The sequence below is a fragment of the Paenibacillus sp. YN15 genome (assembly GCF_003285005.1).
In the GTDB taxonomy this organism is placed as follows: domain Bacteria; phylum Bacillota; class Bacilli; order Paenibacillales; family NBRC-103111; genus Paenibacillus_AR.
The window spans coordinates 61,212-88,148 of the sequence record NZ_QMFA01000019.1; the positions used below are offsets into that span (position 1 = coordinate 61,212).

At 56.9% G+C, this 26,937-nt stretch carries 23 protein-coding genes; 4 read left to right on the top strand and 19 right to left on the bottom strand.

The features are described from left to right. Positions 1–6 precede the first annotated feature (6 nt). The gene (locus tag DQG13_RS16260) at positions 7–852 is read left to right on the top strand and encodes a pentapeptide repeat-containing protein (protein ID WP_113020840.1); all 846 of its coding nucleotides are present in this window, start codon (positions 7–9) and stop codon (positions 850–852) included. 489 nt (positions 853–1,341) lie between these two features. Here the strand turns inward: DQG13_RS16260 and DQG13_RS16270 are convergent, their stop codons facing one another. Beyond that, a complete protein-coding gene (locus tag DQG13_RS16270) occupies positions 1,342–2,673 on the bottom strand; it encodes a PhoH family protein (RefSeq protein WP_113020842.1) in 1,332 nt (443 codons plus the stop codon). Between the two features lie 106 nt (positions 2,674–2,779). Here DQG13_RS16270 and DQG13_RS16275 point away from each other — a divergent pair, with 106 nt between their 5' ends. Further along, complete coding sequence (locus tag DQG13_RS16275; protein WP_113020843.1) at positions 2,780–3,334, top strand: YhcN/YlaJ family sporulation lipoprotein; 555 nt, start codon at positions 2,780–2,782, stop codon at positions 3,332–3,334. A gap of 45 nt (positions 3,335–3,379) precedes the next feature. Here DQG13_RS16275 and DQG13_RS16280 read toward each other — a convergent pair whose 3' ends face one another. From DQG13_RS16280 to DQG13_RS16330, 11 genes are all read right to left on the bottom strand, one after another. Beyond that, a complete protein-coding gene (locus tag DQG13_RS16280) occupies positions 3,380–3,832 on the bottom strand; it encodes a pyridoxamine 5'-phosphate oxidase family protein (protein ID WP_113020844.1) in 453 nt (150 codons plus the stop codon). A 114-nt stretch (positions 3,833–3,946) separates the two neighbouring features. Then, positions 3,947–4,936 carry an LCP family protein gene (locus DQG13_RS16285; RefSeq protein ID WP_113020845.1) on the bottom strand — a complete coding sequence of 330 codons (990 nt, stop codon included), beginning with the start codon at positions 4,934–4,936 and terminating at the stop codon, positions 3,947–3,949. A 17-nt stretch (positions 4,937–4,953) separates the two neighbouring features. Next, positions 4,954–5,226 carry a hypothetical protein gene (locus DQG13_RS16290; RefSeq protein WP_113020846.1) on the bottom strand — a complete coding sequence of 91 codons (273 nt, stop codon included), beginning with the start codon at positions 5,224–5,226 and terminating at the stop codon, positions 4,954–4,956. A gap of 180 nt (positions 5,227–5,406) precedes the next feature. Continuing rightward, positions 5,407–7,248 carry a translational GTPase TypA gene (gene typA, locus DQG13_RS16295; RefSeq protein WP_113020847.1) on the bottom strand — a complete coding sequence of 614 codons (1,842 nt, stop codon included), beginning with the start codon at positions 7,246–7,248 and terminating at the stop codon, positions 5,407–5,409. A gap of 92 nt (positions 7,249–7,340) precedes the next feature. Then, positions 7,341–8,396 carry a DUF7309 domain-containing protein gene (locus DQG13_RS16300; RefSeq protein WP_113020848.1) on the bottom strand — a complete coding sequence of 352 codons (1,056 nt, stop codon included), beginning with the start codon at positions 8,394–8,396 and terminating at the stop codon, positions 7,341–7,343. Positions 8,397–8,501: 105 nt separating this feature from the next. Continuing rightward, complete coding sequence (locus DQG13_RS16305; RefSeq protein ID WP_113020849.1) at positions 8,502–8,984, bottom strand: hypothetical protein; 483 nt, start codon at positions 8,982–8,984, stop codon at positions 8,502–8,504. 233 nt (positions 8,985–9,217) lie between these two features. Continuing rightward, complete coding sequence (locus tag DQG13_RS16310; RefSeq protein WP_113020850.1) at positions 9,218–10,087, bottom strand: hypothetical protein; 870 nt, start codon at positions 10,085–10,087, stop codon at positions 9,218–9,220. A 40-nt stretch (positions 10,088–10,127) separates the two neighbouring features. Continuing rightward, on the bottom strand, positions 10,128–11,333 hold the full coding sequence (locus DQG13_RS16315) for an ABC transporter permease (RefSeq protein ID WP_113020851.1): 1,206 nt from the start codon (positions 11,331–11,333) through the stop codon (positions 10,128–10,130). Further along, positions 11,330–12,061 carry an ABC transporter ATP-binding protein gene (locus tag DQG13_RS16320; protein ID WP_258525701.1) on the bottom strand — a complete coding sequence of 244 codons (732 nt, stop codon included), beginning with the start codon at positions 12,059–12,061 and terminating at the stop codon, positions 11,330–11,332. Before DQG13_RS16320 ends, DQG13_RS16315 begins: the two co-directional genes overlap by 4 nt. 2 nt (positions 12,062–12,063) lie before the next feature. After that, entirely contained in the window at positions 12,064–13,779 is a 1,716-nt protein-coding gene (locus tag DQG13_RS16325; protein WP_113020853.1) for an alkaline phosphatase, read from the bottom strand. Between the two features lie 424 nt (positions 13,780–14,203). Continuing rightward, positions 14,204–14,872 carry a TerC family protein gene (locus tag DQG13_RS16330; RefSeq protein ID WP_113020854.1) on the bottom strand — a complete coding sequence of 223 codons (669 nt, stop codon included), beginning with the start codon at positions 14,870–14,872 and terminating at the stop codon, positions 14,204–14,206. A 261-nt stretch (positions 14,873–15,133) separates the two neighbouring features. Here DQG13_RS16330 and DQG13_RS16335 point away from each other — a divergent pair, with 261 nt between their 5' ends. After that, the gene (locus tag DQG13_RS16335) at positions 15,134–17,794 is read left to right on the top strand and encodes a cation-translocating P-type ATPase (protein ID WP_113020855.1); all 2,661 of its coding nucleotides are present in this window, start codon (positions 15,134–15,136) and stop codon (positions 17,792–17,794) included. Between the two features lie 82 nt (positions 17,795–17,876). Here DQG13_RS16335 and thiI read toward each other — a convergent pair whose 3' ends face one another. From thiI to DQG13_RS16350, 3 genes are all read right to left on the bottom strand, one after another. Next, positions 17,877–19,088 (bottom strand): tRNA uracil 4-sulfurtransferase ThiI, encoded by a 1,212-nt coding sequence (thiI, locus tag DQG13_RS16340; protein WP_113020856.1) that lies wholly within the window; start codon positions 19,086–19,088, stop codon positions 17,877–17,879. Then, a complete protein-coding gene (locus DQG13_RS16345) occupies positions 19,088–20,293 on the bottom strand; it encodes a cysteine desulfurase family protein (RefSeq protein WP_113020857.1) in 1,206 nt (401 codons plus the stop codon). The genes thiI and DQG13_RS16345 overlap by 1 nt, the downstream gene beginning before the upstream one ends. A gap of 129 nt (positions 20,294–20,422) precedes the next feature. Continuing rightward, positions 20,423–21,100 (bottom strand): lytic transglycosylase domain-containing protein, encoded by a 678-nt coding sequence (locus DQG13_RS16350; protein ID WP_113020858.1) that lies wholly within the window; start codon positions 21,098–21,100, stop codon positions 20,423–20,425. A gap of 163 nt (positions 21,101–21,263) precedes the next feature. Here DQG13_RS16350 and DQG13_RS16355 point away from each other — a divergent pair, with 163 nt between their 5' ends. Then, a complete protein-coding gene (locus tag DQG13_RS16355) occupies positions 21,264–21,464 on the top strand; it encodes a hypothetical protein (RefSeq protein WP_113020859.1) in 201 nt (66 codons plus the stop codon). A gap of 126 nt (positions 21,465–21,590) precedes the next feature. Here DQG13_RS16355 and DQG13_RS16360 read toward each other — a convergent pair whose 3' ends face one another. From DQG13_RS16360 to DQG13_RS16375, 4 genes are all read right to left on the bottom strand, one after another. After that, entirely contained in the window at positions 21,591–22,538 is a 948-nt protein-coding gene (locus DQG13_RS16360) for an ABC transporter permease (RefSeq protein WP_113020860.1), read from the bottom strand. 19 nt (positions 22,539–22,557) lie between these two features. Then, positions 22,558–23,655: an ABC transporter permease gene (locus tag DQG13_RS16365; protein ID WP_113020861.1), complete on the bottom strand. Its 1,098-nt coding sequence runs from the start codon at positions 23,653–23,655 to the stop codon at positions 22,558–22,560. Beyond that, positions 23,652–25,184, bottom strand: coding sequence for an ABC transporter ATP-binding protein (locus DQG13_RS16370; protein ID WP_113020862.1), 1,533 nt, complete (start codon positions 25,182–25,184; stop codon positions 23,652–23,654). Before DQG13_RS16370 ends, DQG13_RS16365 begins: the two co-directional genes overlap by 4 nt. Before the next feature lie 96 nt (positions 25,185–25,280). Further along, positions 25,281–26,429: a BMP family ABC transporter substrate-binding protein gene (locus DQG13_RS16375; RefSeq protein WP_113020863.1), complete on the bottom strand. Its 1,149-nt coding sequence runs from the start codon at positions 26,427–26,429 to the stop codon at positions 25,281–25,283. Positions 26,430–26,937 lie beyond the last annotated feature (508 nt).

The window sequence follows — 26,937 nt, forward strand, 5'->3', positions numbered from 1 at the left end:
GGGGATATGAGCCCATTTAGATCTACAATCGATCCTCTTCAGCCCCATCTTCAAACGGATTGCAGCCAATGCTTCGGCCTGTGCTGCGTTGCCCTGCCCTATGCCAAGTCGGCGGATTTCCCCTGTGATAAACCGGGGGGAAGCCCTTGCCGGCATCTGCAAAAGGATTACCGCTGCGGCATTCATGACTCCCTGCGGAAGCAGGGCTACAAGGGCTGCACCGTCTACGACTGCTTCGGGGCGGGGGAGCGTGTCTCCAAGCTGACGTTCCACGGACGCAGCTGGCGGGAGGACGGCAATACAGCCCCGCTAATGCTGGCCGTGTTCCCGATTATGCAGCAGCTGCATGAAATCATCAGCTATCTAAGGGAAATTCTCGCCGGGGAACGGACGGCCACTGTGCATGAGGAAGCCGGGGATGCTTTAACCCGGCTGGAAGCTTGGGCCGGCCTGCCGCCGGAGGAGCTGCTTGCCCTGGATTTGGCGGCGGTGCGTGCGGCGGTGAATGAGACGCTGCTGGAGGCCAGCCGCCTGGTCCGGCAAAGCGGGGTGCAGGAATCCGGCCGCAGCGCCGGAGCTCTTCCCGCGCGGAAGGACTTCATGGGCGCCAACCTGAAGGGCAAGCGGTGGCGGGGCACGGACCTAAGAGGCGCCATGCTTATTGCCGCCAATTTGCAGCAGGCCGATCTGCGGGATTGCGACATGATCGGAGCGGACCTGCGGGATGCGGATTTGCGGGGCGCGGACCTAAGAGGCGCGCTGTTCCTGTCGCAGATGCAGGTCAATTCCGCCATGGGGGATGCCCGCACCAAGCTGCCGTCGGGTTTGCGGGCGCCCGCCCATTGGGCATAAGTACCGCCGAGTTGCCAACGGCTGTCGGGGCGTTGACGTCACGCAACTGATGCCGGACGGCAACGGCGGACCCAGCGTTGCACTCACGCAGCTGGGCCCGGATTAGATTCTAACGGAAGTGAGCGCCCCTATTTACACAAAAACCGCCCTCCGCAATTTCTAACGGAAGTACAGGCCGTTATTTGACCTTTTCAGGGCAAAAACAGGCTTCATGGCATCATATAGCGGCTCTGGCCGCCGTTAGAATTTCTCAAGGCTCATTTCGGAGCAAATAGCGGCTCTCACCGCCGTTAGAATCTGCCTGTCCCGCAACGCAAAAATCATTCCCCCAAAAGTGACGTACTGCTTCGAAAGTATATCCCGGGTACTTTTGGGGAAGCCCCCGAATGAAAATGCAGGCCTCCCGCATTTTCGTAAAAAAAGCCCTTGGTTCCGCGCGTACAACGCGGCAACCAAGGGCTTTTTTGCTGTTCTGCTATGCTCCTCCGGCTACAGCAAATCTGCGGCCAACTGGGCCAAATTGGAGCGTTCCCCCCGCTCCAGCATAATATGCCCGGCAATCCCCTGCTCCTTAAAGCGCTCCACCACATAAGACAGACCGTTGCTGGTGGCATCCAGATAAGGATGGTCGATTTGGTGGGGGTCGCCCAGGAGCACAATCTTGCTGCCCTCCCCTACCCGGGAGACGATGGTTTTCACCTCGTGGCGGGAGAGGTTCTGGGCTTCGTCGATGATAATAAATTGGCCCGGAATAGACCGGCCGCGGATATAGGTCAAAGCCTCCACCTGGATGCTGCCCAGTCCCGCCAGCACCTTGTCGATGTCCCCCGGCTTTTTCGTATCGAAGAGATACTCCAGGTTATCGTAGATCGGCTGCATCCACGGGCGCAGCTTTTCGTCCTTTTCCCCGGGCAGATAGCCGATATCCTTGCCCATAGGCACCACCGGCCGGGCGATCAGCAGCTTCTTGTATTTATGGTCATCCTCCACCTTCATCAATCCCGCGGCAACGGTGAGCAGGGTTTTGCCTGTGCCCGCCTTGCCGGTGAGGGTAACCAGCGGAATATCGTCGTTGAGCAGCAGCTCCAAGGCCATCCGCTGCTGGGCGTTGCGCGCCGCAATCCCCCAGATGGGATCATTGCTCAAGAACAAGGGCTCCAGCCGTTTGCCTTCCTTGTTCACCTTGAGCAAAGCGGATTTGGAGGTGCCCATCTCATCCCTCAGAATCACAAATTCATTGGGATACAAGGTGAAGCCCAAATTCAGGCTTTTCACATCAAGAAAGCGGTAGGTGTAAAATTCGTCGATAACCGCAGGATGCAGCTTGAGAGTAACGCATCCGGTATACATATCCGAGTTGGACACAACCCGGTCAGACAAATAATCCTGCGCCGTCAGACCAAGCACATCGGCCTTAATCCGGACCAAGGTGTCCTTGCTCACCAGAATAACCGGCTGGGGATGCTCCTTTTCCTGCTCCTCCATATGATAATTCAGCGCAACCGCCAGAATCCGGTTGTCATTGGACATTTCCCCGAAGACATCCTGCATCTTGGCAAAGCTGCGGTGATTCAACTCCACTTTGATCGAACCGCCGTTATCCAGCGTAACCCCGTCCTGAAGCTTGCCTTTGGCCCGGAAGCCGTCCAGAAGACGGGAGGTGTACCGGGCATTGCGCCCGATTTCGTCGGCCAGCCGTTTTTTGGCATCCAATTCCTCCAGCACGATGGCGGGGATAATCACATCATTGTCCTCGAAGGCGAATACTGCGTTGGGGTCCTGCAAAAGAACGTTGGTATCCAGAACATAAATTTTTCTCATAGGGTGTCGCCTCCAAGTGTGTCTAGTCAACCGGCATACATACGATGATGGAGATGTGGTCAAACTATCCTTATTCTCGAAAACCTAGAAGGGTGGGAACATCCCGATGCGATTACGATTACGGTTATGGATACTCTTGGTTGCGTTGGCGGCGGTTGCCGCCGGTTGCGGCAAGGCCGGCCACCAGGCAGGCGAAGGGGAAACCAATCTGCGGGCCCAGCAGGCGCAGCCCGCCAATCCCCAGGAAACGGCCGGACTTCCGGCGGATACGGCTGCACGTTTGGAGGAGCTGGCCAAAAGCATTCCCCAAGTTGAAGATGCCAAATGCGTTATCATGGGCAAAACAGCGATTGTCGGCATTACCGTGGAGCCCAATCTGGACCGCTCCCGGGTCAATATTATCAAATACTCCGTTGCGGAAGCTTTCCGCAAGGACCCGGAGGGCATCAATGCCTTCGTCACGGCGGACATGGCCCTGGGTGAGCGCATCCAGCATGTGCGCGACGACATTCAGAACGGCCGCCCCTTTTCGGGATTTGCCCAGGAGCTGGGCGACATTATCGGACGGGTAGCGCCGCAAATCCCCAAGGATATTGCACCGATGGACAACGGCAAACACCATGATCCCGACAGCAGCCAGTTCCAGGACGAGAATCTGTAGAAGAAATGCGGAAATAAGTGCAGAAAAGCCTAACTGCAGGCGCAGTTAGGCTTTCTTCATGGCTTCAAACACTTGTCCGTCCAGCTTGTCGGCTGCACGTTTGTCGTAGGTCTTTTCGTATTCGGGTGCAATCGACACGCGGGAGCCGTAGAACATGGCATCTCTGACCTCACGTATCGACACATCGATGCAGGCCAGCTTGAAGGGCACGCCGGCCAGCTCCTCCGCCACCACACGGGCATCGCCGTAAACCGCGTGGAAGGAACCCGCGGCGAAAAGCGACACGGCCGCCTGCGGCTTGGCCCTAAGGTTGGCAATGATTCGGGAACGCCCGTCCACTGCGAACCGGATGGTTTTCTCATCCTTGGCGTAAACCCAGGATATGGCGTTGACGACCGGGGCGCCGGTATCCGCATCCACCGTATTGAGGATGACGAAGGTCTCCTTTTGCAAAGTTGACATCAGCTCTTCATTCAGAACAGTTACCGCTTCTGCCATACCATCAGGTCCTCCTTTGACGTTGTGCCATAGATGCGAAGATAGTGCTGGTGTTCTTACGTCCAGTATAGCATAGCGCTTGGCATTTCGGCCACTAAAGCAAGCGCCCGTCCGCTATTCCAGCTGCTGCTTGAGGTGGGCCGTGGCCATTTTCCACTCTTTATCTGATATGTATACATAAGGGCTTTTCCATTCGCCCTCCAAATGTATATACTCCATCTTATCCTTGTCGATTCCAATATATGTCCGAATCATGGACTTCAGCTGCTCCACGGGGATATCCGTGGTGATATGCTCGCCGATTGCCTCCATCAGATTTCCCGCCGCCAGCACTCCTGCAGGGGTTTTCAGCTTATGGAGCAGCTCCGCCACCACCATTTGCTGCCGGGCATTGCGCTCCTGGTCGCTGGATTCGGCGGTGCCGTTATTGGATTTGCGGTACCGGACAAAATCCAGGGCGTTTTTGCCGTCCAGGGTCTGAAGTCCTTTGGTCAGGTTAATGTTGGTGCCGTCCGCCTTGTCCACATACCGCATATCCATGTCCACCTCAACCTTCACCCCGCCAACCGCATCCACAATATCCCGGAATCCCTGGAAATTGACGGTGGCCACATAATCCACGGGAACCCCCAAGGCGCCGGCAAACACCTTTTTGATTTTATCCGGCGCGGTGCTTTTGGAGGAAGCCATCAGATTGGGATAGAAGGCGTTGGCTTTGTTGGCTCTTAAGCCCTGGGACGCCTTCAGATAGGTATCCCTGGGAATCGAAACCACCGTGGCCGATTTGCGCGACGGGTTCAGCGCCGCCACCATAATCACATCGGTATTCAGGCTCCCGGTTTTGGGGCGGGAATCCGTCCCCAAAAGCAGCAGCACCAGCGGCTTTTCATTTGCCGCCATGCCGGCGGGAACGGACTGGTCCGTGCCGATTTTGCCCAGCATGGGCGTGAGCTTAAAGACATACAGGTAGGCGCCGTAGCCGATTGCGCCAACCAATGCCAGAACGGCCATCCACACAAAGGCAAAGGCGATTTTGCGTGGTTTGCCGGAGCGCGGGCGGGACTGGCTTCCCTGTTCCCCGGACAGAGGGTCTGACTGAGCCATGCGGCATTCATCTCCGTTTAATGATATTTGGGATTGGCATCGATATCCGAAAGCAGCTGCTCCGCCTGCTCTCTGCCGAACATTTGCATTTTGGTTTTGCCGTTTACCGTGTAGCGGATGTGGATCATCGTCGTGTCCTGGGCGCTGATGGCCAATTCGCTGACGCCATGATCCTCCGTCAGAATGTCCTCGAAAAAACGGACTGTTTCCTTGGCCGCCCGATCCTCCGGCCTGGCTTCCGCCACCAGATGAATTTGCAGCCAATTAAAAAGCGACTCTTCCAGCTTCATGGCAAACTCTCCCTTTTTGTATCCATTCGGATACCTCTGCTTTTATTCGCCAAAATTTGCAAAAAAGGCCCGGCGCAAACGCACCGGACCTGACTTCCCTTCAGCTACAGGCCGTTGCCAGCTTGCGAAAGTCTTGCATATCCCAAAGTCTGCCGCCGCCCGCCTGCCCTGTGGGGCAGATTAGGAGTTCACTTCCGCGTTTTTGCGCTGCTTATCTGCCCGCTCACGCTCGCCGCGGTTCAGGAGCTTCTTGCGCAGCCGGATGGACTTGGGGGTAATTTCACAATACTCATCATCGTTCAAATATTCAAGGGCGGCCTCCAGGGAGAAAATCCGCGGCGTCTTCATGCGCACCGTTTCTTCCTTGGTGGCGGAGCGGATATTGTTCACCGCTTTTTCCTTGCAGATGTTGACGACAATATCCGTATCCCGGGTATGCTCGCCCACGATCATGCCCTCATACACCTCGGTGCCGGGCATCAGGAACAGGATGCCGCGGTCCTCAACGGACAGAATGCCGTACAGGGTGGAGGTGCCGCTTTCGGTGGAGATCAGCACGCCCTGGTGGCGTCCGCCAACTCCGGCTCCCAGGTAAGGGCCATATTTCTCGAAGGCATGGTTCATCACACCGTAGCCGCGGGTCAGTGTCAGGAAATGGGTCCGGTATCCGATCAACCCGCGGGCGGGGATCAGGAACTCCAGACGGACAGAGCCCATGCCGTTGTTGGTCATGTTGATCATTTCCGCCTTGCGGCTGCCCAGGCTCTCCATTACCGCGCCCATGCTTTCCTCGGGCACGTCGATAATGAGGCGTTCGATGGGCTCCATCTTTTCACCGTCGATTTCCTTGATGATAACCTCGGGTTTGGAAACCTGCATTTCATAACCTTCCCGGCGCATATTCTCAATGAGAATGCCCAGATGCAGCTCGCCGCGGCCCGATACGATAAAGGCGTCGGGGCTGTCGGTATCTTCCACCCGGAGGCTGACGTCGGTTTCCACTTCCTTATACAACCGCTCCCGCAGCTTGCGGGAGGTAACGAACTTGCCTTCCTTGCCGGCGAAGGGGCTGTTGTTTACCAGGAAGGACATCTGCAGGGTAGGCTCGTCAATCTCCAGCACGGGCAGCGCTTCGGGGTTGGCCAGATCGGCAATGGTTTCACCGATGTTGATATCCTTGATGCCGGCAATGGCAACAATATCCCCGGCTCCCGCTTCATCCACTTCAACCCGCTTCAGACCCTGGAAGCCGAACAGCTTCTCGATGCGGGCTTGCTTGACGGTTCCCTCCCGGGTACAAACCGCTACAGCTTGTCCTTGGCGGATAACGCCGCGGTTAATCCGGCCGATGGCGATACGGCCCATATAATCATTATAATCCATCAAGGTAACAAGGAATTGGAGCGGATCTTCGACACTTTCGGTAGGGGCGGGGGTACGGCCTACAATGGTTTCATAAATGGCTTCCATATTAGGCTGTTGATCATCGGCAGTAAGGGAAGAGGTCCCTTGAAGGGCTGAAGCGTATACCACAGGGAAGTCCAGCTGCTCATCGGAAGCGCCAAGCTCAATGAAAAGATCCAGCACTTCGTCGATGACTTCCTCCGGGCGGGCATTGGGGCGGTCGATTTTGTTCACGACAACAATGGGGTGCAGGCCGCTTTCCAGAGCCTTGCGGGTAACAAACTTGGTTTGGGGCATACAGCCCTCGAAGGCATCCACCACCAGAAGAACGCCGTCCACCATCTTCATGATCCGTTCCACTTCACCGCCGAAGTCGGCGTGGCCCGGGGTGTCGACGATATTGATCAGATAGTCCTTATATTCAATCGCGGTGTTTTTGGCCAGAATGGTGATGCCGCGTTCGCGCTCGATGTCGTTGGAGTCCATGGCGCGCTCCTGAATGGCTTCATTTTCCCGGAAAATGCCGGATTGCTGAAGCAGCTTGTCTACCAGCGTGGTTTTGCCGTGGTCAACGTGGGCGATAATGGCGATATTGCGGATTTTCTCTCTTGCATGCATAGTATGGGATTCCTCTCGCTTCCAATAAAATAGCGCCGGACAGCTCCGACGCTTGACTTTTGTTCTAAGTATACGTTTTGCGGGCCAAAAAATCAAGAGCATCCCATATGTTCCATAAACTCTTCAAGAACACTTTCCAAAAGTGGAAGCCCCTCCGCCAGGAACACCTCTATTCCCAGCGCGTCTAGAAGTCCATGCCAGCTTCTCGCCATGCCTTCATCGGCGAACACCAGCCTCCCGGGTCGGAAGCCCAGCCGCTCCAGCAGCTCCGGCAGCAATTCCGCCCCCTGCAGCAACCATTCGCTCTTTTCCCGGAGCTCGGTCTGGATAATCATCCCCGACGCCTCGTCCATCATGATCAGCATCTGAGGGTATACCGGACGCTTTCCTGCTTCCTTGACCGGCATCGGCAGGAAGAATATTCCCGTCAACCAGGTTTGCTCCTCCCTCACAGGCAGCTTGCGAAGCCTGGCGATGCGGACTTGGTCTATGGGCGAGGCCGCCTGGGCATCCCCCGCCGCAGCGCTCCGGCTATCTGCATCCGCAGCTGCGGACGCGGCGGCGGGCGCCATCCAGCGGCTGCTCCAGCTAAAGCCGCCGTTCTCCGCCTTTTCCGGAACACGCACCAGAAAAGTACTCCAATCCCCTGCCAACAAGGCATCCGGGTTCCCCTGCCCCTCCCGGGCGACGATTGCCGCCTGCTCCAGGCACTGGATAAGGAAGCGGGCCTGTCCCTCCTCCCATACCGGCCATGGGGTAAATCCAGGCTCATACAACCGGAAGGTAGGCCACGAAGCCCGCCCGCGGAAGGAAAGCCCTAATGCCTTGATCTGGGCATACTCCTCGGGATACAGCTCGTCGCGGCTGTCGAAGGAGAGCATCAGGCAATGCTGGGTGAACATCAGATCCTTAGTGGCCTCGCCTCTTAGCAGAGACAGGACGGTTTCCAAGCCTGCGGTGCCCAGATATACGGCCATCCCGTACATTTCACCGCCATTGCCCATAACCGTGCAATAGCCGATCTCTCCGTTCTCCGGATTCCGCACTCCAAAAATGTGGCAGTTGCTCAGCCAGTTCCAGCATTTTAGCTCTTTAAAAGCCGCAGCGGCATCATACAACGGCCCAGCAGCCTCCAGGGGCAGCTTCATTTGGCTTCACCTCCTCGGCACTCATTTCATTTTTATTAATCCATCTACCGAAACAGCCTTTCATTATGGAGGCGGAGGAATACGCCCCGCACGGGGCGTGCCGTCTTACCAGCTCCGCTTCCGGGTCATGATCAGCCCCACACCCACAACAATCAGAACAAAGATGATGAAGTAGATGCCTGCGGTAAACATGAACGCAAGAGCGAAAAAAACGGCGGATAGAAGCGCCAGAATCATGGCTGCGGTAAACACGCCCTTGCCCGCATGCCGGTCAAACAGATGAAGCTCGTACAAGCCGACGGCTACCCCGAAGATAAAGCCCGGCCACAAATAGGACATAGCTCCCCAACCGAATATATTGCAGAAAAAGAACATGAGCGAGTAAGTAACCAGGATTCCCCCCGGCACCAAAACCCCGGCCGGCAGCACTCTGGAAAAATACAGGAAATGAAACACAACCCCGGGCAGCAGGATGAAGACCGGCCACAGAAGCCCGCCCAAAAACGAGAATACCCCCAGTTTGCCAAGCAGCAGAATAACGGCGATGCCTATCAGCAATAATCCCACGGAATAATTGTTGCGCGTCATTGCTTTGATCCCCCCAGGCAGACAGATTGCGACACATTATAGGTCTAGTTTAGCCGAAAAGGGGAGAAAATGCCAGCCGCCCTTTCCCAACCCAGTTTAGGCCGGCGGATGTGTTTGCAAAAGCCGCGAAATTGGCAGCCTTCATATGGGGGAGTATAACCGTTGCAGATTCCGCATTGGCTCAGGAAATAGCGGAAAATCTCCATCCGCTATTTTTCCAGCGCCCCACTCTGCTATTCCTTCAGCTTGGTGAAGGAAGCATTGTATAGTCTAAACATGGTTTTGTAGCCGGACTCGTCAATCTTGATGCCCACATCCAGCCGCCCGGTAATCAGCATAGGCCCGCTGGTGTAGCGCAGCTTTTCCCCGCTATCCGTAAACGCGATCATGATCTTGTTCCAGTAGGTTTCGTCTCCGTTGTCGAAGGGGCATTCCGCACCGGGGGAGGGAATCACCAGGAACCAATGCTTCTCAAAGGACAGCACCTCGCCCATATACCCGCGGATGGATACGGTTTTGCCGTTCAGATCCCAAAACCGCTCCGAGGGAGTATCCTGCTTGTCGTCATCGAAGAATTCCGACCATTGGATGGTACCCTCTTCTTTTTTAGCGGGCTGTGCCGCAGCCGGTGCGGAAGATGCGGCGGCTGGCGCCGCAGATGCCTGGCCGGAGGCAGTCGGCTGCTCCGGCTCCGGCGGGGCCGCCTGCGGGAACGCGGCTGGCGCTGCCGAGACGGCGGCTGCCTTCTCTGCGGCCGACGGCTGCGCAGCCGGGGCCTCCGAAGGCTGGCCGGAAGCGGCGGCCGAAGGCGCTGGCTGCGACGCAGCTGTTGCGGCGGCGGGGTCGGCCTGGGCTGCCGAAGCAGCGGGAGGCGGCGCCACGGAGGCCGCCGGACTGCCCGGCGCAGCGGAAGGCCCCGGCTGCTGCACAGCGGAGGCTGCCGACGCGGCTGCCGCCACAACTGCAGCCGCCGCTGCCGGGCGGGCGTCGCCGAAGCTGCCGGCCGCTCCCGCCTCCCCGCCGTTGCCGCCGCAGCCTGCCGCTGCAGCCGCTGTTAGCGCCACCACCAGCACAGTTCCCATCGGTCGATTCAGCTTGCCCATATATGCAATCCCCTTTCTTCTGTTGGTTTTCGGGGGTCCCTTAACTGCGGAACAGCTGCAGCGGGTCCGCTCTGTACATGTTCAGGGCCGGAACCAGCGTCGCCAAACCGCCCAGCACCAGCGCCCCGGCCAGAAGCAGCCCCTCTCCAGGGGCCGGCGCCCATGCGGACAGCCGGATGCCGGTATAGCCGAACACCGCATCCGTAAACAATCCGCTTGCCCCGTGGCCCAACAGCACTCCCGCCGCAAGGCCGATTACCGTAAGCATAAGCCCCTCCCCCATCAGCGTCGCCCACACATAGCTGCGGGATTTGCCGATGAGACGCAGCAGCCCCGCATCCCGCCGTCTTTCATTGGCGGCGGCTATCAGCGACAAAGACAGCGTAATCGAAGCCAACGCCACACACAGCACGGTCAAAGCGCCTGCCGCCTGGGTTCCTTTATCCGCCATATTGACCACATCCGCCACCGCCTTGCTGGTAAATACCGCCTGGACATTGTCCAGCGCGTCGTATTTCAGCTTCAGGGCCTGAGCCCCGGTCAAGGTGGCCGGTTTAATCATAACCGCCGTAATCTCCCGGTTCTCCCCATGCTCATTGTGATGAACCGCCCAGGCATAATCCAGAGTGGTGAACACCGCCCGGTCATCAGGGGTATGGAGCTGAGGCAGAATGCCCACTACTTTGTAGGAAAAGCTCTCATGGGCCTCGTGCTCCTCTTCCCCCTCCTCCTCATGATGCTCCTCTTCGGTCAAACCATGGGCGCCATGGAAGGTATCCCCAACCTTGAGCCCGGCCGCCTTGGCGGCGTAAGCCCCGACAACCGCTTCCCCCGTTTCGGCATACAGCTTGCCGGAGGCCAGACGTTTGTCGCCGTACCGGACCTGAAAATAACCCGGGTCAATCCCCACAATGGGATATCCGTTGTAGCTGTCCCCGGTGGTCATGGCGAAAGCGGCAGCCGTATCCGCCTCCGCTTGGACACCCGTAAGGACGCTGTACGGCACATTGCCTGTGGGCGCGCCCACGTGGTAGAAAGTATTCAGGGCAAGCTGGGATTCGCTTCCGTCCGCGCCGATCACCACTTCGAAGGGGCCGTAGCCCTTTTCCGCCCCCTGCTCCACCCCATCCCGCAAAAGCAGCAAAAACACCGTCAGCGCCGCCGTCACCGCCACCGCCGCAGCCGTCAAAATCGAAAGTGTCCTGCGGTGCAGCACATTGCGCCAGACCAGTTGAATGAGACTCATGCCGTAGCTCCCCCTTCCACCGCAGCGGATTCTCCCGCCGCGCCGAAGGAATGGCCCGACAGCACCGTATTAATCTCTCCGATGCCGATCCGTTCAGGAAACAGCTGCGCCAAATGCAAATCATGGGTCACCGTCACCAGCGTGCTCCCCTGATCGGCGCACAGCTCCAGCAGCAGGCGCATCACCAGCTCCGCCGACTCATAATCCAGACTTCCGGTAGGCTCATCCGCCAGCACCAGAGGAGGGCGGTTAATCAGCGCCCGCACAATCGCCGTCCGCTGCTGCTGGCCGCGGGACAGTTGGCCGGGCAGATGGTCCATCCGGTCAGCCAGGCCAACCCGGCCGAACCATTCCCGCAAGAGCTTTCGCTGCTCTCCCCGCTTTCCCGCCGGAAGCATCAGCTCCACATTTTCCGCCGCAGTCAAGGAGCCGATCAGATGAAAATCCTGCATAATATAGCCCACATGGCGCAGCCGGAACCGGTCGCGCTCCGCTTCATTCCGCTCGTGGAGAGGCGTGTCCGCCACACGGAGCTCTCCGCGGTCCGCCTTCAGGATGCCGCTGAGCAAATGAAGCACGGTGCTTTTCCCGCTTCCGCTGGGCCCCAGCAGGGCCAGGCGGCCCCCGGCCTCCACAGTCCAATGCGGAATGTGGAGGATAGGAAGCCGCCTGTCCGAAACAACAAAGTCCTTGCGGACCTCGTGAAGCTTGATCATCGCTGCGCTCATGATTACGGCAGCAGAATCCGCTCGGACAGGGAATCCCAAACGAGATTCTTGCCGGTCAGCTTGCTGAAGGCGGAGAGCGGCAGATACAGCTTGCCGTAGTCGTTTTCTGCGGTAATGGAGTCGGCGGCGCCGTTCCAGCTTACAGCCAAGGAATCCACGTTGACGGAATAGGTTCCGGCAGTACCAGTGAGCGAAACCGCTCTGGCAGCCTCGTCATAGGCTACAGCAACGCCCAGCTTTTCAGCCAGCGCCTTGGCGGGATACAGCACTTCCTTGCTGCGGTTGATTTTGAACTTGGGATAAATCGCTTGGGCTTGCAGCTTGGCAGTAGCGGCGTCCAGATCAACGCCGAGGACCTTGGCGGAGCTTTTGGCGATGTCGGTATTGTCCACTTGACCCTTCACCAGGTCGGCGATGGGGCCATATGCCCATACACCCACGTCTACGCCGGAGTGGCCGTGGCCGGTCCAGCCGATCAGGAGGCGTTTGGCAATCACCGCGTTATAGCTGCCCTCGCGGCCGTAGGAGGAGCCGTCGCCAGCCATGATTTGGGCGATTTCCTCATCAGTCAGGTCGGTGATCCAGGTATTGTTCTGAACGATCTGCTTGATTTCTTCCGGAGTTTGGGCGGCCTTCAGCGCGGCGGCAATGGATTCGGAGGAATGCTTTTGTTGGTCCCACAGATCGTAATTGCTCTCATAGATGTTGTCCCGGGCCAGGGACAAACCGCCGGTTTCATGGTCGGCCGTAATAACCACGGAAGTATTGCCGTCCTTTTTGGCAAAATCCATCGCGACCTTGACGGCTGCATCGAAATCCAGCACTTCGTCAATGGTGGTGGAGAAATCGTTGGCATGAGAAGCATGGTCGATCCGGCCGCCTTCGATCATGATGGCAAAGCCGTTTGTGTCCTTGGACAGAATATCCAAAGCCTTGGTGGTCATTTGAGCCAGGCTGGGCACCGTTTCGTCACGGTCCGGAGTATAGGCCACATGGGAGCTGTTGAACAGCCCCAGCGCCTTGCCGCCGGCGAGAGAGGAGAGGCCTGCCGCATCATAGGCAACGGCATAACCCTTGGCTTCAAATTCGCCGATAAGGTTCTTGTCGGTCCGTTTTCCTTTTTCTGCAGTGGTCAGGAAAAACTGCTTGCCGCCGCCGAACAGCACATCGATGCCGCTGTCCAGGTATTGGCTGGCAATGGCGGACTCATTGTCCCGGTTCCGCACATGGGAGGCGTACACAGCCGGAGTTGCATGGGTGATGCGGGCCGTGGTCACAAGGCCGGTAGCCTTGCCTGCGGCTTCAGCCGCTTCCAGCACGGAGGCAAACGGCACGGAAATATCTTCATTGGATACGCTGATGCCGGCATTGTAGGTTTTGTGTCCGGTAGCGAAGGCGGTGCCCGCGGAGGCGGAATCCGTTACGATACCCGATACAATAACGCCGCCGTCCTCGCCCCGGTCGGCAAAGGTAGTGGCTTGTCCCACATAATAGCTGTCCAGCTCCAGATGGTTGATGTTCTTTATGTACTTGAGGTAATCGCGCCCGGCTGTTACTTGTGCCGGACCCATGCCGTCGCCGATCAGGACAATGAGGTTTTTGGAAACGGGAGCCGCCGTATCCGCAGCCGAAGCCTTCCGCTCCACAACAGCCGCAGGCAGCAAGGACAGCGCCAACCCGCCGGTCACAATGATTTTTGCATACTTGTTCAACTTGATCTCTCCCTTTTTATAATTTCATATGAATATCTGAGCAAGTCTTGGTGTCATATGCTTTATTCATCATAATCGGGGAGTGTAAATGGGAGATTAACGGGAGAAAGGATTAGGTCATTGCAATGTAAAAGGGAGATTGAGATTTTGTTAATATTTCCCGCATTTATCCGGCTCATGTTGCACGGACCCTGGTTCCGTTATTTCGCAAAAATCCGCCCTTTTCTCTCCGGAGCGGACACAGAATCCGCTAAATCTCCAAAGCCGGGGCCTCCCTCTGCTTTTGCAGGGAAATAACGAATCGTCTGTCCGCGAAAATCGAGAAACGGGCCAAATGCGGAAAATAACGACCTCTGTATCCGCAAGCTGACACGACAAAAAAGCAGCCGCAAATGGCTGCCGTCTCCGTACCTCAGCTGAAAATCATCTTTTAAGCCGTTCTGCTTGGCCCCGGCTCCAGCAGCTTCTTCAGCAACCCTGCGCCCAGCACAATGCCTGCTGTTGCCCAGGGCAGGCTGCTGTGCCATAGATGACTGTTCAGCAGCTCTATCATTTTCGGGTCCTTCACCATCATCTCCCCGGCCGTATAGCCGAGAATGCCTGCGCCCAGATAGACCAGCACCGGGAAGCGGTGCAGGAGTTTCACCACCAATGTACTACCCCAGATAATGATGGGCACACTAAGCCCGATGCCGAGAAGAATCACGAAATAATCATTGTTGGCCCTGGCGGCGATGGCCAGCACATTGTCCAGACTCATAATAAAATCGGCGGTGATAATCGTCCAGATGGCCTTGCCCAGAGTGGACGCCTCCCTCACCTGATGGTCCTTTTCCTCATCAAGCAGCAGCTTGATGGCGATGTACAGCAAGAACAGTGAGCCGATGGCCTGGATAAAGGCCACCTTCAACAGCACCACGGCGGCAGCCGTCAGCACCAGCCGCAGGGCGATAGCGCCGAAGGCGCCCCACCAGATGGCTCTCTTCTGCTGCTTCTGCGGCAGCTTCCGGCTGGCCATGGCGATGACCACCGCATTGTCTCCGGACAACACCAGGTTGATAATCATAATCTGGATAAAAAGCAACAGCCAGTCCAGCATGTATTTCTGCCCCCTCATTTCCAGGAATCGTCCACTCCATGTTATTAAGACTATGATTATTCATATGCGGGACATGACTGAAGTTTGTCCGTACCGGAAAAAAGCCGAAACCGGACAAGCCCCTGAACCGTAATATCCATCAAAGATTTGGCAAATGCTTCAGAAATCCGAAATCGGGGTATTTGAAAAGATGCCGGTCAGACGAAATGCAAATCTCAAGAAATGCGAATCTGAATAAGGACGGTGTTTACCATCTGGTACATGAAATCGAAGGAAAAAACGTTGGAGGAGCTGCGGGTGAATCCGCAACAGGGCCTAAGCGATGAGGAAGCTGCCAAACGGCTTGCCGAGCACGGCCCCAACCGGTTGGCCGGCAAAAAGCAGAAATCTCTGCTCCGGCGGATTTTTGCCCAAATCAATGATGTGCTGGTCTACGTGCTTATCGCCGCCGCGGTCATATCGGGCATCGTTGGCGAGATCGCGGACGCCCTGATTATTTTCCTGGTGGTAGTGCTGAACGCAGTAGTGGGGGTTGTGCAGGAGTCCAAGGCGGAGCACGCCCTGGAAGCCCTGAAGCAGATGTCCACTCCCCGGGCGGTGGTCAGGCGGAGCGGAGAGCTGAAGGAGATTCCATCCGAAGAGGTGGTTCCCGGCGATTTGGTTATTCTCGACGCGGGACGGTATATCCCCTGCGACCTGCGGCTGACGGAATCCGCCAACCTGCAAATTGAAGAATCGGCCTTAACCGGCGAATCCGTCCCCGTGGATAAAAATGCCGACTTCGCCCCGGAAACCGCCAACCCTGCCGACCTGCCCCTGGGGGACCAAAAGAACATGGCCTTTATGTCCACATTGGTTACCTATGGACGGGGTGAAGGGGTTGCAGTCGCCACAGGCATGGACTCGCAAATCGGCAAAATTGCCTCCCTGCTGGAGCAGGCGGACGAGGACACCACCCCTCTCCAGAAAAATCTGGCCCAGGTGGGCAAATATCTCGGCATTGCCGCCATCGGCATCTGTGTCATCATGTTTGCCATCGGCCTGCTTCAAGGCCGGGACATGCTGGAAATGTTCATGACCGCCATCAGCCTGGCTGTTGCCGCCATTCCCGAGGGTATGATCGCCATCGTCTCCATCGTGCTGGCTATCGGCGTCCAACGGATGATCAAGCAAAATGTCATCATCCGCAAGCTGCCTGCCGTTGAAGCGCTGGGCTCCGTCAACATTATTTGCTCGGACAAAACAGGCACCCTGACGCAAAATAAAATGACGGTAACGGAATTTTATGCAGACGGCCAAACCGCCAAGCTGGACCGGCTTTCCACCGCCAGCGAGTCCCACAAATTGCTGCTGGAAGCGCTGGTGCTGTGCAATGACGCTACATATACCGCCGGCTCCAAAACGGGAGATCCTACGGAAATCGCGCTGCTGGTAGCGGGAGACCAGGCTAATCTGGATAAAAAAACATTGGACGAGGAATACCGCCGGGTCAACGAGCTTCCCTTTGATTCGGACCGGAAGCTGATGTCCACCTTGAATATGTACAACGGGGAATTCCGTATCCATACCAAAGGCGCCATCGACAATCTGCTGACCTTGTCCTCCCGGATTCACCGCAACGGCACCATTGAGCCCATGACCGACGCCGACCGCAAGGCAGCCATGGACGCCGCCCAGGCTATGTCCGACAAAGCGCTGCGTGTGCTGGGCGCGGCCTACCGCCCTGTCCCTGACCGGCATATTCCCGTGGACGAGATGGAACAGGACCTGATCTTCGTCGGCCTGGTGGGTATGATCGATCCGCCGCGGACAGAGGTGGCCGCTTCCATCGCCCTGTGCAAACAGGCCGGGGTCAAAACCGTTATGATTACCGGCGACCACAAGGATACCGCCTTCGCCATCGCCAGCGAGCTGGGCATCGCCTCCTCCAAGGACGAGGTTATGTCAGGCGTGGAGCTGGATCAGACCTCCGAGCAGGAGCTGTCCGGGCGGATTGACAAGCTGCGCGTGTTTGCCCGGGTTTCCCCCGAGCATAAGGTGAAGATCGTCAGCGCGCTGCGGCAACGGGGCAATATTGTCTCCATGACCGGCGACGGCGTTAACGACGCCCCTTCCCTGAAGCAAGCGGATATTGGCGTGGCCATGGGCATCACTGGCACGGATGTGGCCAAGGGCGCTGCGGATATGGTGCTCACCGACGATAACTTCTCCTCTATTGTCAAAGCGGTGGAGGAAGGACGGAATATTTACCGAAACATCAAGAAAGCCATCCTGTTCCTGCTGTCCTGTAATCTGGGGGAGATTGTGGCTTTGTTCCTGGCGATTCTCTTCGGCTGGGCGACGCCGCTGCGGCCCATCCACATTCTGTGGGTTAACCTGGTGACGGATACGCTGCCTGCCCTGTCTCTGGGAATGGACCCCAAAGACCCGACAGTAATGAAGGAAAAGCCCCGTTCCTCCAAGGAAAGCCTGTTCCATGGCAAAATCGGCTATATCCTGCTGTACGGAGCCATTATCGGCGTAGCAACCCTTTCAGCGTTTATTATCGGCATGAAAATGTACACCGACCATACCGGCTTTTTCCCGCTGATGCCGGAGGGTTATTCCGAAGACGCCCTGCGCCATGCCCAGACCCTGGCCTTCGGCGTACTGAGCTTCTCCCAGCTCGTCCATTCCTTCAACCTGCGCTCGGATACGGAATCCATCTTCAAGCTGGGTTTTGGCTCCAACATGAAGCTGGTATACTCCTTCCTGTTCGGCGTCATTATTCAAGTCTGCATCATCTCCATCGCTCCCATCGCCCGGATTTTCAACGTCCATGCCCTGGGCCTGGCTGATTGGCTGATCATTGCCGGCTTGAGCCTGCTGCCGCTTGTGGTGGCGGAAATCGTGAAGGTGTTTAAAAGAAGCCGGCTGAACTGACGGCCGGTTGTACACCGGCGTCTGCCGCACATGGCAAAAAGCCCTTTGCATGGATGACGAACATCCGTGCAAAGGGCTTCTTTTAAAACAAATCATCCAGCTTCCGGGAGGATTGCCCTGCGCCGATCACCTGGGTTTCCGTGTTCTCCACCGCAAGCCGGATCAGCTCGTCCAGCCCTTGGATTCCCGCCTCCACCTTCTCCACCGTCCGGAGGCCCGGATTCGTAGACGGAGATTTGGGCAGGAACAGGGTGCAGCAATCCTCATACGGCTGAATGGAGATAGGGAAGGTGCCAATTTTCTCCGAAACCTTCACAATCTCCCCCTTGTCCATGGTGATCAGCGGCCGCAGCACGGGAATCTCCGCCGCCCGCCCGATCACGTCCAGGCTGGCCAACGTTTGGCTGGCTACCTGCCCCAGACTTTCCCCGGTAATCAGCGCCTTGGCGGACCGGCGCTCCGCCAGCTGCTCGGCAATCCGCAGCATGGCCCGCTTCATGCAAATCACCAGCAGATTCTCCCGCCCCTGCTCCTTCAGCCTCACCTGAATATCCGTAAACGGCACCATATGCAGCTTCAGCGTTCCTGAATAACGGGCCAGCTCCCGGGCCAGCTCCTCCACCTTCCGTTTGGCGCGCTCACTGGTATACGGGTAGCTGTGGAAATGAACCGCCTCCAGCTCCAGCCCCATCCGCATGGACAGCCATCCGGCTACCGGACTGTCAATCCCGCCGGACAACAGCAGCAGCGCCTTCCCGTTGGTGCCTAAGGGATACCCGCCGCTGCCGCGGACAATATCCGTGAACACAAAAGCCTCCTTGTCCCGGACATCCACCCACAGCGTAACCTCCGGCTGATGCACATCCACCGCCCAGCCTTGGGTATGGCGCAAAATATGACCGCCCACCAGCTGCATCAGCTCCATGGAATCATAGGGATACTTTTTGTTGGAGCGTTTGGCCGCCACCTTAAAGGTGCGCTTCCCTTCCGACGGCTCCAGCTCCCGCATCAGCTCCAGCGCCTTCCCCCGGATCTGATCCAGCTCCAATCCGGTTTTATGGGCCGGGCTGTAGGAGGCCAGCCCAAAAATTTTGTCCAAGGCCTCTGCCGCCGCCTCATACGGAGCATCCTGCAAATCAATATGAATCCGGCCAAATTCCAGGGATATTCCCACCTGCGGATATTGCTGCTGCAAGGGCTGGAGCTGCCCCAGCACTCTTTTTTCAAAACGGTGCCGGTTGCGCCCCTTCAGGGTAAGCTCGCCCAGTCGGACAATGACTGTGTTGGGGTTCATCATTTGCTTCCTCCTAAGAGCTTTTCGTCAGAAAAGCTGGCATCGTAAGCATTAGCTTGTCCGGGTGAGGGGGCCAGCTTGCGCAATACCCGCTCCAGCTCGTCGGCAGCCCGCTCCATATCTTCTATGGTCTCGTTTTCGGAAAAACTGATGCGCAAGCCCGCGGCAGCTTCTGCCTCCGGCAGACCCATAGCCAGCAGCACCCGGCTGGGACGGCTGTCGCCTGACGAACAGGCGGAACGGGTGGAAATGTAAATTTCCTTTTCCTCCAGGCTGTGCACCAGCGTTTCCGGCCGGTAGCCGAGGCAGGAGAATTGCACCACATGGGGAGCCATCTCCTCCATCCGGGGGGAGCCGTGCACCACAACGCCATCCATGGCAGCCAGCCGCCGGACCAGGGTTTCCCGCAGCCTGTACATATGCGCTGTCCTCCCGGCCAGCCCCTCCACAGCCAAACGGGCCGCCTTGGCCATTCCCACGATTAAGGGCACATTCTCTGTGCCCGAACGAAGGCCCTGCTCCTGGCCGCCGCCGGCCAGCAAGGGATAAAGCTGCAGCCCCTGCCGTTTGTACAGCATCCCCACTCCCTTGGGGCCGCGGAATTTATGGGCGGAGAAGCTGACCAGATCGGCATTCCATTTGGCCGGAGCCACAGGAAGCTTGCCGAAGGCCTGAACCCCATCCACATGGAAAACAATCCGGGGATATTGCTTCAAAAGCCGCCCCGCCTCTTCCACCGGCTGAATCCGGCCCGTCTCATTGTTCACCGCCATGATGCTGACCAGCGTGGTCTCCTTGGTCAGGGCGGCGGCCAAATCCTCCACCCGCACAGCGCCGGTGGCGTCCACAGGCAGATAGGTCACCCGGAAGCCCTCCTGCTCCAGCTGCCGGAAAGCCTCATACACGGAAGGATGCTCAATAGCGGTGGTGATCAGATGGTTGCCTCTGGAGCGGAAGGCCATTGCCGCACCTTTTACCGCCATATTGTTGCTTTCGGTTCCGCCGGAGGTGAACAGAATTTCCTTAGGGTTAGCCGAGAGTGCGGCGGACACCACCTCCCGGGCCCGAATCAGCAGCTTCTCCGCTTCCACACCCAGGCGGTAAAGGGAGCTGGGATTTCCATAATACGAATTCATACACTCCGTTACGGCGGCAATTACCTCCGACCGCGGCGGCGTAGTAGCGCAATAATCCAAATAAAGCATATTTCTCGGTTCTCCTTCTGATTCAACATAAAAAAAGAAAAGACCGGTATCTCGATCTTTTCCCGTCTACGTTCTATGGTAGTACAGCCTGCGCCAAAATACCAGCCCCAGATCGGGCCGGAGGCTGTTCTATGCTTCGTACTGCGCTTTATAGCCCAACACCTTGGATACGTAGGCTTGGGTTTCCTTGGGCAATTGCCCCAGTTTGGCGTACAGGTCGGCATCATTCCTGATGCCCAGCTTGTCCACTCTGCCCGGACCGGCATTGTATGCGGCTAATGCCACCGCCTCGTTGCCGTTGTACTTGCGGAGCAGATTGGATAAATACCGTGTGCCGCCTTCAATATTCTGAGCCGCATCGAAGGGATTGGCAACGCCCAAACCTTGGCCGGTTGCATCCATCAATTGCATCAACCCTTTGGCTCCCGCCTTGGACACGGCATTGCTGTCATAACCCGACTCCGCCTCAATAACCGCCTTCACCAGACTGGCTTCCACACCGTGGCGGCGGCTGGCCGCCTGAATGGGCTCTTCATAATCGGCAGGCGCCGACTTGCTTGAAAACTGGCCGCTTACGGCAACATTGCCGGGGTAAGCCGAGCTCCATTTTCCTCGCGCCAGCAGCTCTGCGGCAGGGATCACCTTATGGCTGGAGGATTGCGCAGCAGAATCGCCCAGCAAAAGCTGGAGCAGCTCGGAAAAATCCGTTCCTGTTCCGTTTGTTTGGCCGCTGCCTGTCAGCGTATCCGTACCCTGAAGCATCTGAAGGGACAGAAGCTGTTTGAGCACGGAAGGATCAATCGACATGACTATTCGCTCCCCGGTTGTAAAGTTGCGCCTTGCTTTCCATTATTGTACCTTGTTTGGATTGTCTAATCTACTGGAAATATAGCAAATTTCCATGAATCAGGTCTATGGGCTTAGGGCAGACTATTGGAAAATAAGTCCAAAAGCATATAAGGAGCCGCCAATGCTGGGAAAACTGCTGAAATTCCTGAAGGAAATCAATTTGCTGATCGCCTTTTTGATCCTGCTGGCCGGGCATCTTCTGATGTATTACCTGCTGCACAACCAAAAATGGATTGCCCTGGCCTTCGCCGCCTCCCTTACCGACACCGCCGTTCTGGCTGGACTGCAGCTGTACGCCATGTTCAAAACCCGGGCCAAGTAATAATCCCCCAAAAGTGACGAGATGCTACGAAGCAAACTCCCAATACTTTTGGGGGAGCCCCCGTGTAAACATTCACCAAAAAAAACAGACCCGCTGAACCAAATCAGCCGGGTCTGTTCCGTGTTATTAAAACCGCTGCTCCCGGACATACGGGACACCCAAAGCCTCCGGCGTGCCGGAAGGCTTGTTGCGGTTGCGCCAGCCCAGGTACATCAGCACCAGGATGGTCACCACGTAAGGAATCATTTTGAGAAAATAAACCGGGATGGTGCTCCCCGTGAGCTGAATCCGGAAGCCCAGGGAATCCAGCGCCCCGAACAGATACGCGCAGAACAAGGCCCGCAGCGGATTCCATCTGGCGAAGATAATCAGCGCCACGGCAATCCAGCCCTTGCCGGATGTCATCCCCTCTGTCCAACTGGGGGTATAGGCCAGAATCAGGTCCGCCCCGGCCAAGCCGATCAGCGCCGTGCCGCTGATGACGTACAGATACCGGGACAGCTGCACCCGGATGCCCATCACGTCGGCTGTGGCCGGGCTGTCGCCGATAGCCTTCAGGTGAAGCCCCAGGGAGGTGTAATGGATCAGCAGATGAAGCACAATCACCAGGAAAATGCTGAACCAGGTGAGCACATCCATATGGGCGAACAGCTCGCCGATCACCGGAACCGGCTCCAGAAAGGTCAGGTTCACAAAAGGCGCTTTTCCCGGCAGAGGCTGGCCGCTGATGGACTTGCCCAGATACGCGCTTAGGCCGCTGCCGAACAGGGTCATGGCCAAGCCGGTCATGGCGTGGTTGGCCCGCAGCGTCACTGTCAGGAAAGCGTGCAGCACACCAAGCAGCGCCGTTACTGCTACCGCAGAAATCAAAGTCAAAGCCAGACTGCCGGTGCGGATGTACACCAGACAGGTTACCACAGCGCCCATGAGCATGATGCCTTCGGCGCCAAGCTGGATAATGCCCGCCCGTTCGTTAAGAATCCCCCCCAGCGTGGCCAAAAGAAGCGGAGTGCCGGCGGATACTGCCGCCACCAGCAATTGAACGGAAAAGCTGTACAGGTTGAAGTCGTTCATATGCTTGTCTAAAGCCTCCTTAGTTTTTCCGCAAGCGGAACCGGACCAGCATGTCGCCGGCGATCAGGAAAAACAGAATCGCCCCCTGCAGCATATCCGATATGGATGAGGGCAGTCCGATGGTCTGCACGCTGTAGCCGCCGACGATCAAAGCGCCGAACAGCACCGACGAAACCACGATGCCCAGGGGATTCAGCTTGGCCAGCCAGGCCACAATAATGGCGGTATAGCCATAGCCCGGGGAGATGCCCTGCATCAGCTTGTGAGTGACGCCGGATACCTCGGACATACCGGCGAGACCCGCCAATCCACCGCTGATCAGCATCACAATGAGAATATGGCGTTTGATGTGGATGCCGGCATATTTGGCCGCATTGGGATTGGCGCCGATGAGACGGAGCTCATAGCCCCATTTGGTGTATTTGACCATCAGGAAATAAACCAGTACCGCAATCAGTCCGAAAACCAGGCCGAAGTGGAGCCGTGTTGTCCCCAGCACCGGCAGGGATTGAGCGTCCGTAAACACGGGAGAGCCGGGAAAGTTGAAGCCCTTGGGGTCCTTCCACGGACCGAAAACCACATAGTCCATAGCCAGCAGCGCAACGTAGTTCAACATTAATGAAGTAATAAGCTCATTGACCTGAAAGTAAACCTTGGGCAGCGCTGTAAGCAAGCCCCATACGCCGCCTGCCACAATACTGGCGATCACCATAACCGGTATCGCCACATAGCCGGCCACGCCGGGCATGTAAATGGTGACGGCAGTGGCGGCCATGGCGCCGGCCACAAATTGGCCCTCGGCTCCGATGTTCCAAACGGAAATCCGGTACGCCACGGCAATGCCCAGGCCGCACAGCAGAAGGGGAATGGCCTTCACCAAGGTTTCGGTAAAGCCGTAGCTGGAGCCGAAGGCGCCGCTAAACATTTTGGCATAGACGGTAAGCGGGTTCATTCCGTTGGCCGCAATAAACACGGCACAGGCCGCCAGCGCCAAAATAATGGACACCACGGGAGCCCACCACGGGGTCTTAATAATGGACATATCCAGCTGGAAGCGATATGAAAAGCCTTTCTTCTCCTTCACCGCAGCGGTGTCGGCGATGCCTTGCCGGCTCATACGGCAGCCCCTTTCTCGTGTTTGATACCGGCCATCAGCATGCCGATTTGCTCCCGATTCGCTTCCTCGAAGGTTTGCTCCCCGATGATCTGGCCGTTGTAGATAACCAGAATCCGGTCGGACAGCTGCAGAAGCTCGTCCAGATCCTCAGAAATCAGCAGCACGCCGCTGCCGGATTGCCGCAGCTCCATCAGAAGCTTATGCACACCTTCCGTTGCGCCTACGTCCAAACCCTGAGTGGGGTGAACAGCCACCATCAGCTTCGGGCGGTGGCTGATTTCCCGGGCGAACAGCAGCTTCTGCTGGTTGCCGCCGGACAACTGCTGGACAGGGGCGTCCAAGGAAGCCGTCTGCACATCGAAATTCTCCACCAGGGACTGGGACCAAATGCGGTTTTTCACAGAGCGGAGCATGCCGAAAACAGAATGCTCAGGCGTACGGTACGATTTGAACAGCAGATTATCCACGGAGCCCAAACGGCCGGCAAGGCCGCTTTTCATCCGGTTTTCGGGAACATGGGCAATGCCAGCGTCAATGGCCCCTCTTACAGAAGCGCCTTTTACCCGCTTGCCGTCAAAGCTTATTTCACCATCCCGCCACGGGTGCAGGCCGGTCAGCACCTCGGCCAGCTCCTTCTGCCCGTTCCCGGCTACGCCTGCGATGCCGACAATCTCGCCTTCACGGACATTCAGGGACAGATGGTCCAGCGCCTTGCGCCCATGCTCGGCAAATACGTTCAGGTTCTTCACCTCAAGCAGCCGTTTGCCCTTGGTCGGGGTGCGGGGCTGACGCACAATAGTGATCTCCCGGCCCACCATCAGCTGGGCCAATTCCCGCTCGTTGGTGTCTGCCGTATTCAGGGTGGCGATCATCCGTCCCTTGCGCATAACGGAAATCCGGTCGGATACGGCCAGCACTTCCTTCATCTTATGTGTAGTAATAATGACGGTTTTGCCCTCCTGCTTCATGCGGATCAGGGTGGCAAACAGCTGCTCCGCCTCGCCGGGAGTCAATACCGAGGTGGGTTCATCCAGAATAATGATATTGGCCCCACGGTACAGGGTCTTCACAATCTCCACCCGCTGCTGCTCGCCTACGGACAGCTGCCAGATGGGGCGGTCCACCGGGAACGCAAGTCCAAAATGCTCCGCCAGCTCTTCAATTTCCTTGCATTTGGCCTTCATCCATTTCGTGCCGCGCCAAAAAGACGCCTTTTCGCCAAGCACGATGTTCTCCGCCGCTGTCAGCGTGTGAACAAGCCTGAAATTCTGAAATACCATCCCCACGCCCAATGCGGCCGCATCCTTGGGGGAGCGGATTTTCACCGGCCTCCCGCGAATGATAATGTCGCCCTCATCAGCGCGGTAAACTCCTGACAGCATGCTCATCATCGTGCTTTTGCCGGCCCCATTCTCGCCCAGAAGCGCATGAATCTCACCGACAGATGCCGAAAAATCGACTTGATCGTTTGCGAGCACCGAACCGAACCGTTTTACTATCCGTTTCATCTCGACTGCCTGGTCCAGCATACCGATTTTGGCCCCCTTGAAAGTTCATACACATGGGGAAGACTCCGGTTGGAGCCCTCCCCATTATGCGTTTTTCTAAAATTTACACAAATCTTATCACTTCGGAATAGTACCGTCTATACCTTTTACAAACCAGTTCATGCCGAGAACTTCATCGAGAGTAAGCTTCTTGCCGTCTGCTACCTTGGTTGCGCCGGATTGGTCCAGAATCGGGCCGGTGAATACATCGAAGGTGCCGTCAACAATCGCTTTTTGCTTGTCGGCGATGAGCTTCTTGGTTTCGTCGGAAACCTTGTTGCCGAAAGGAGCCAGGGCTACGGTGTTGTCCTTCATGTCGCCGGAATATTGCTCGGATTTGAAGGTGCCGTCGATAACGGATTTAACAGCCTTCACATAATACGGGCCCCAGTTCCAAACCGGGTTGGTCAGGTAGTTGTCGGGAGCAAAGCGGGACATGTCGGAGTCGTTGCCGCCTGCGAAGGCGCCGCGCTCTTGGGCGGCCTGAATGGTAGCCGGGGAGTCCTGGTAAGCCATCAGCACGTCAGCACCCTTGTCCAAGAGGGAGATGGCGGCTTGCTTCTCGGTAGCCGGATCATACCAGGTGTTGGACCATACGACCATTACCTTAACGGCCGGGTTTACGCTTTGGGCGCCCAGAGTGTAGGCGTTGATGTTATAGATAACCTCGGGAATGGGGAACGCGCCCACATAGCCGATCAGGTTCTTCTTGGTGGCTTTGCCTGCGGCGATGCCGGACAGGTAGCTGGCCTGATAGTTCTTGCCGAAGTAGGTGCTCATGTTATCGGAGGTTTTGTAGCCGGAACAGTGGAAGAACTTCACCTTGGGGAATTTCTTGGCCACGTTCAGGGTGTAATCCATGTAACCGAAGCTGGTGGTGAACACGATATCGGATTCTTGGGCCAGCTGGGTGATAATCCGCTCGGCGTCGGCGCTTTCCGGCACGTTCTCAACGGCCTTGGCCTTGATGCCCAGCTCCTTCTCCATATAGAGGCGGCCTTGGTCATGCTGGTAGGTGTAGCCGCCGTCGCCGGGAGGCCCGATGTAAACAAAGGATACCCGGGGATTCTTGATTCCGGTGGATGCAACCGCCGATGCGGCTGTAGCAGGCGTTACAGTTGAAGCGTTGGATGCGCCCTCTTCTTTTTTCTCGCCGCAGCCGGCCAGGATGGTGGTCAGGCTCAGTGCCGCAGCCAGACCGAGCTTCAAAAAACTCTTTCTCTTCATGGTTCTCCTCCTCGTAGTTAGAAACGAACGAATAACCCGGGTTTCACCGGTTCGCCCCTTCTTATTCCATCAAAACCCGATTCCCCCTGAAAAATCACCGATGAAAGCAATTTTAACATTCGTTCGGTTTTGACCAGCGTTTATCTCATTTTCATTGTGCTTTATGTTAGAAATAATGTCAATACAAAACTTTAGGGTTCAAACAAGTTTCAAATGTTCGTGAAACGAGGATTTTTCACCTGGTTTTACCCTTGACAAAATCCGAACGTTCGTCTTTCCCGCAAATCGAATGAGCAGCTTGACTGCGCGCATATAGAGGAGGAAAACGCTTTCCATTGTCTTAGGAGGAGTATCTTCTACCGGAGGTACTCCGGAACAGTGTGATTCCATTTGGGACTGACTGGAGTGTAACGGGAGGAGTTTAGGCAGGCCGGGTTCGCCTTTGATGCCGAAAGGGGCGGCATTTGATCGGACTCAGATTCCGTTATTTTGCAAAAAAATCGGGCTT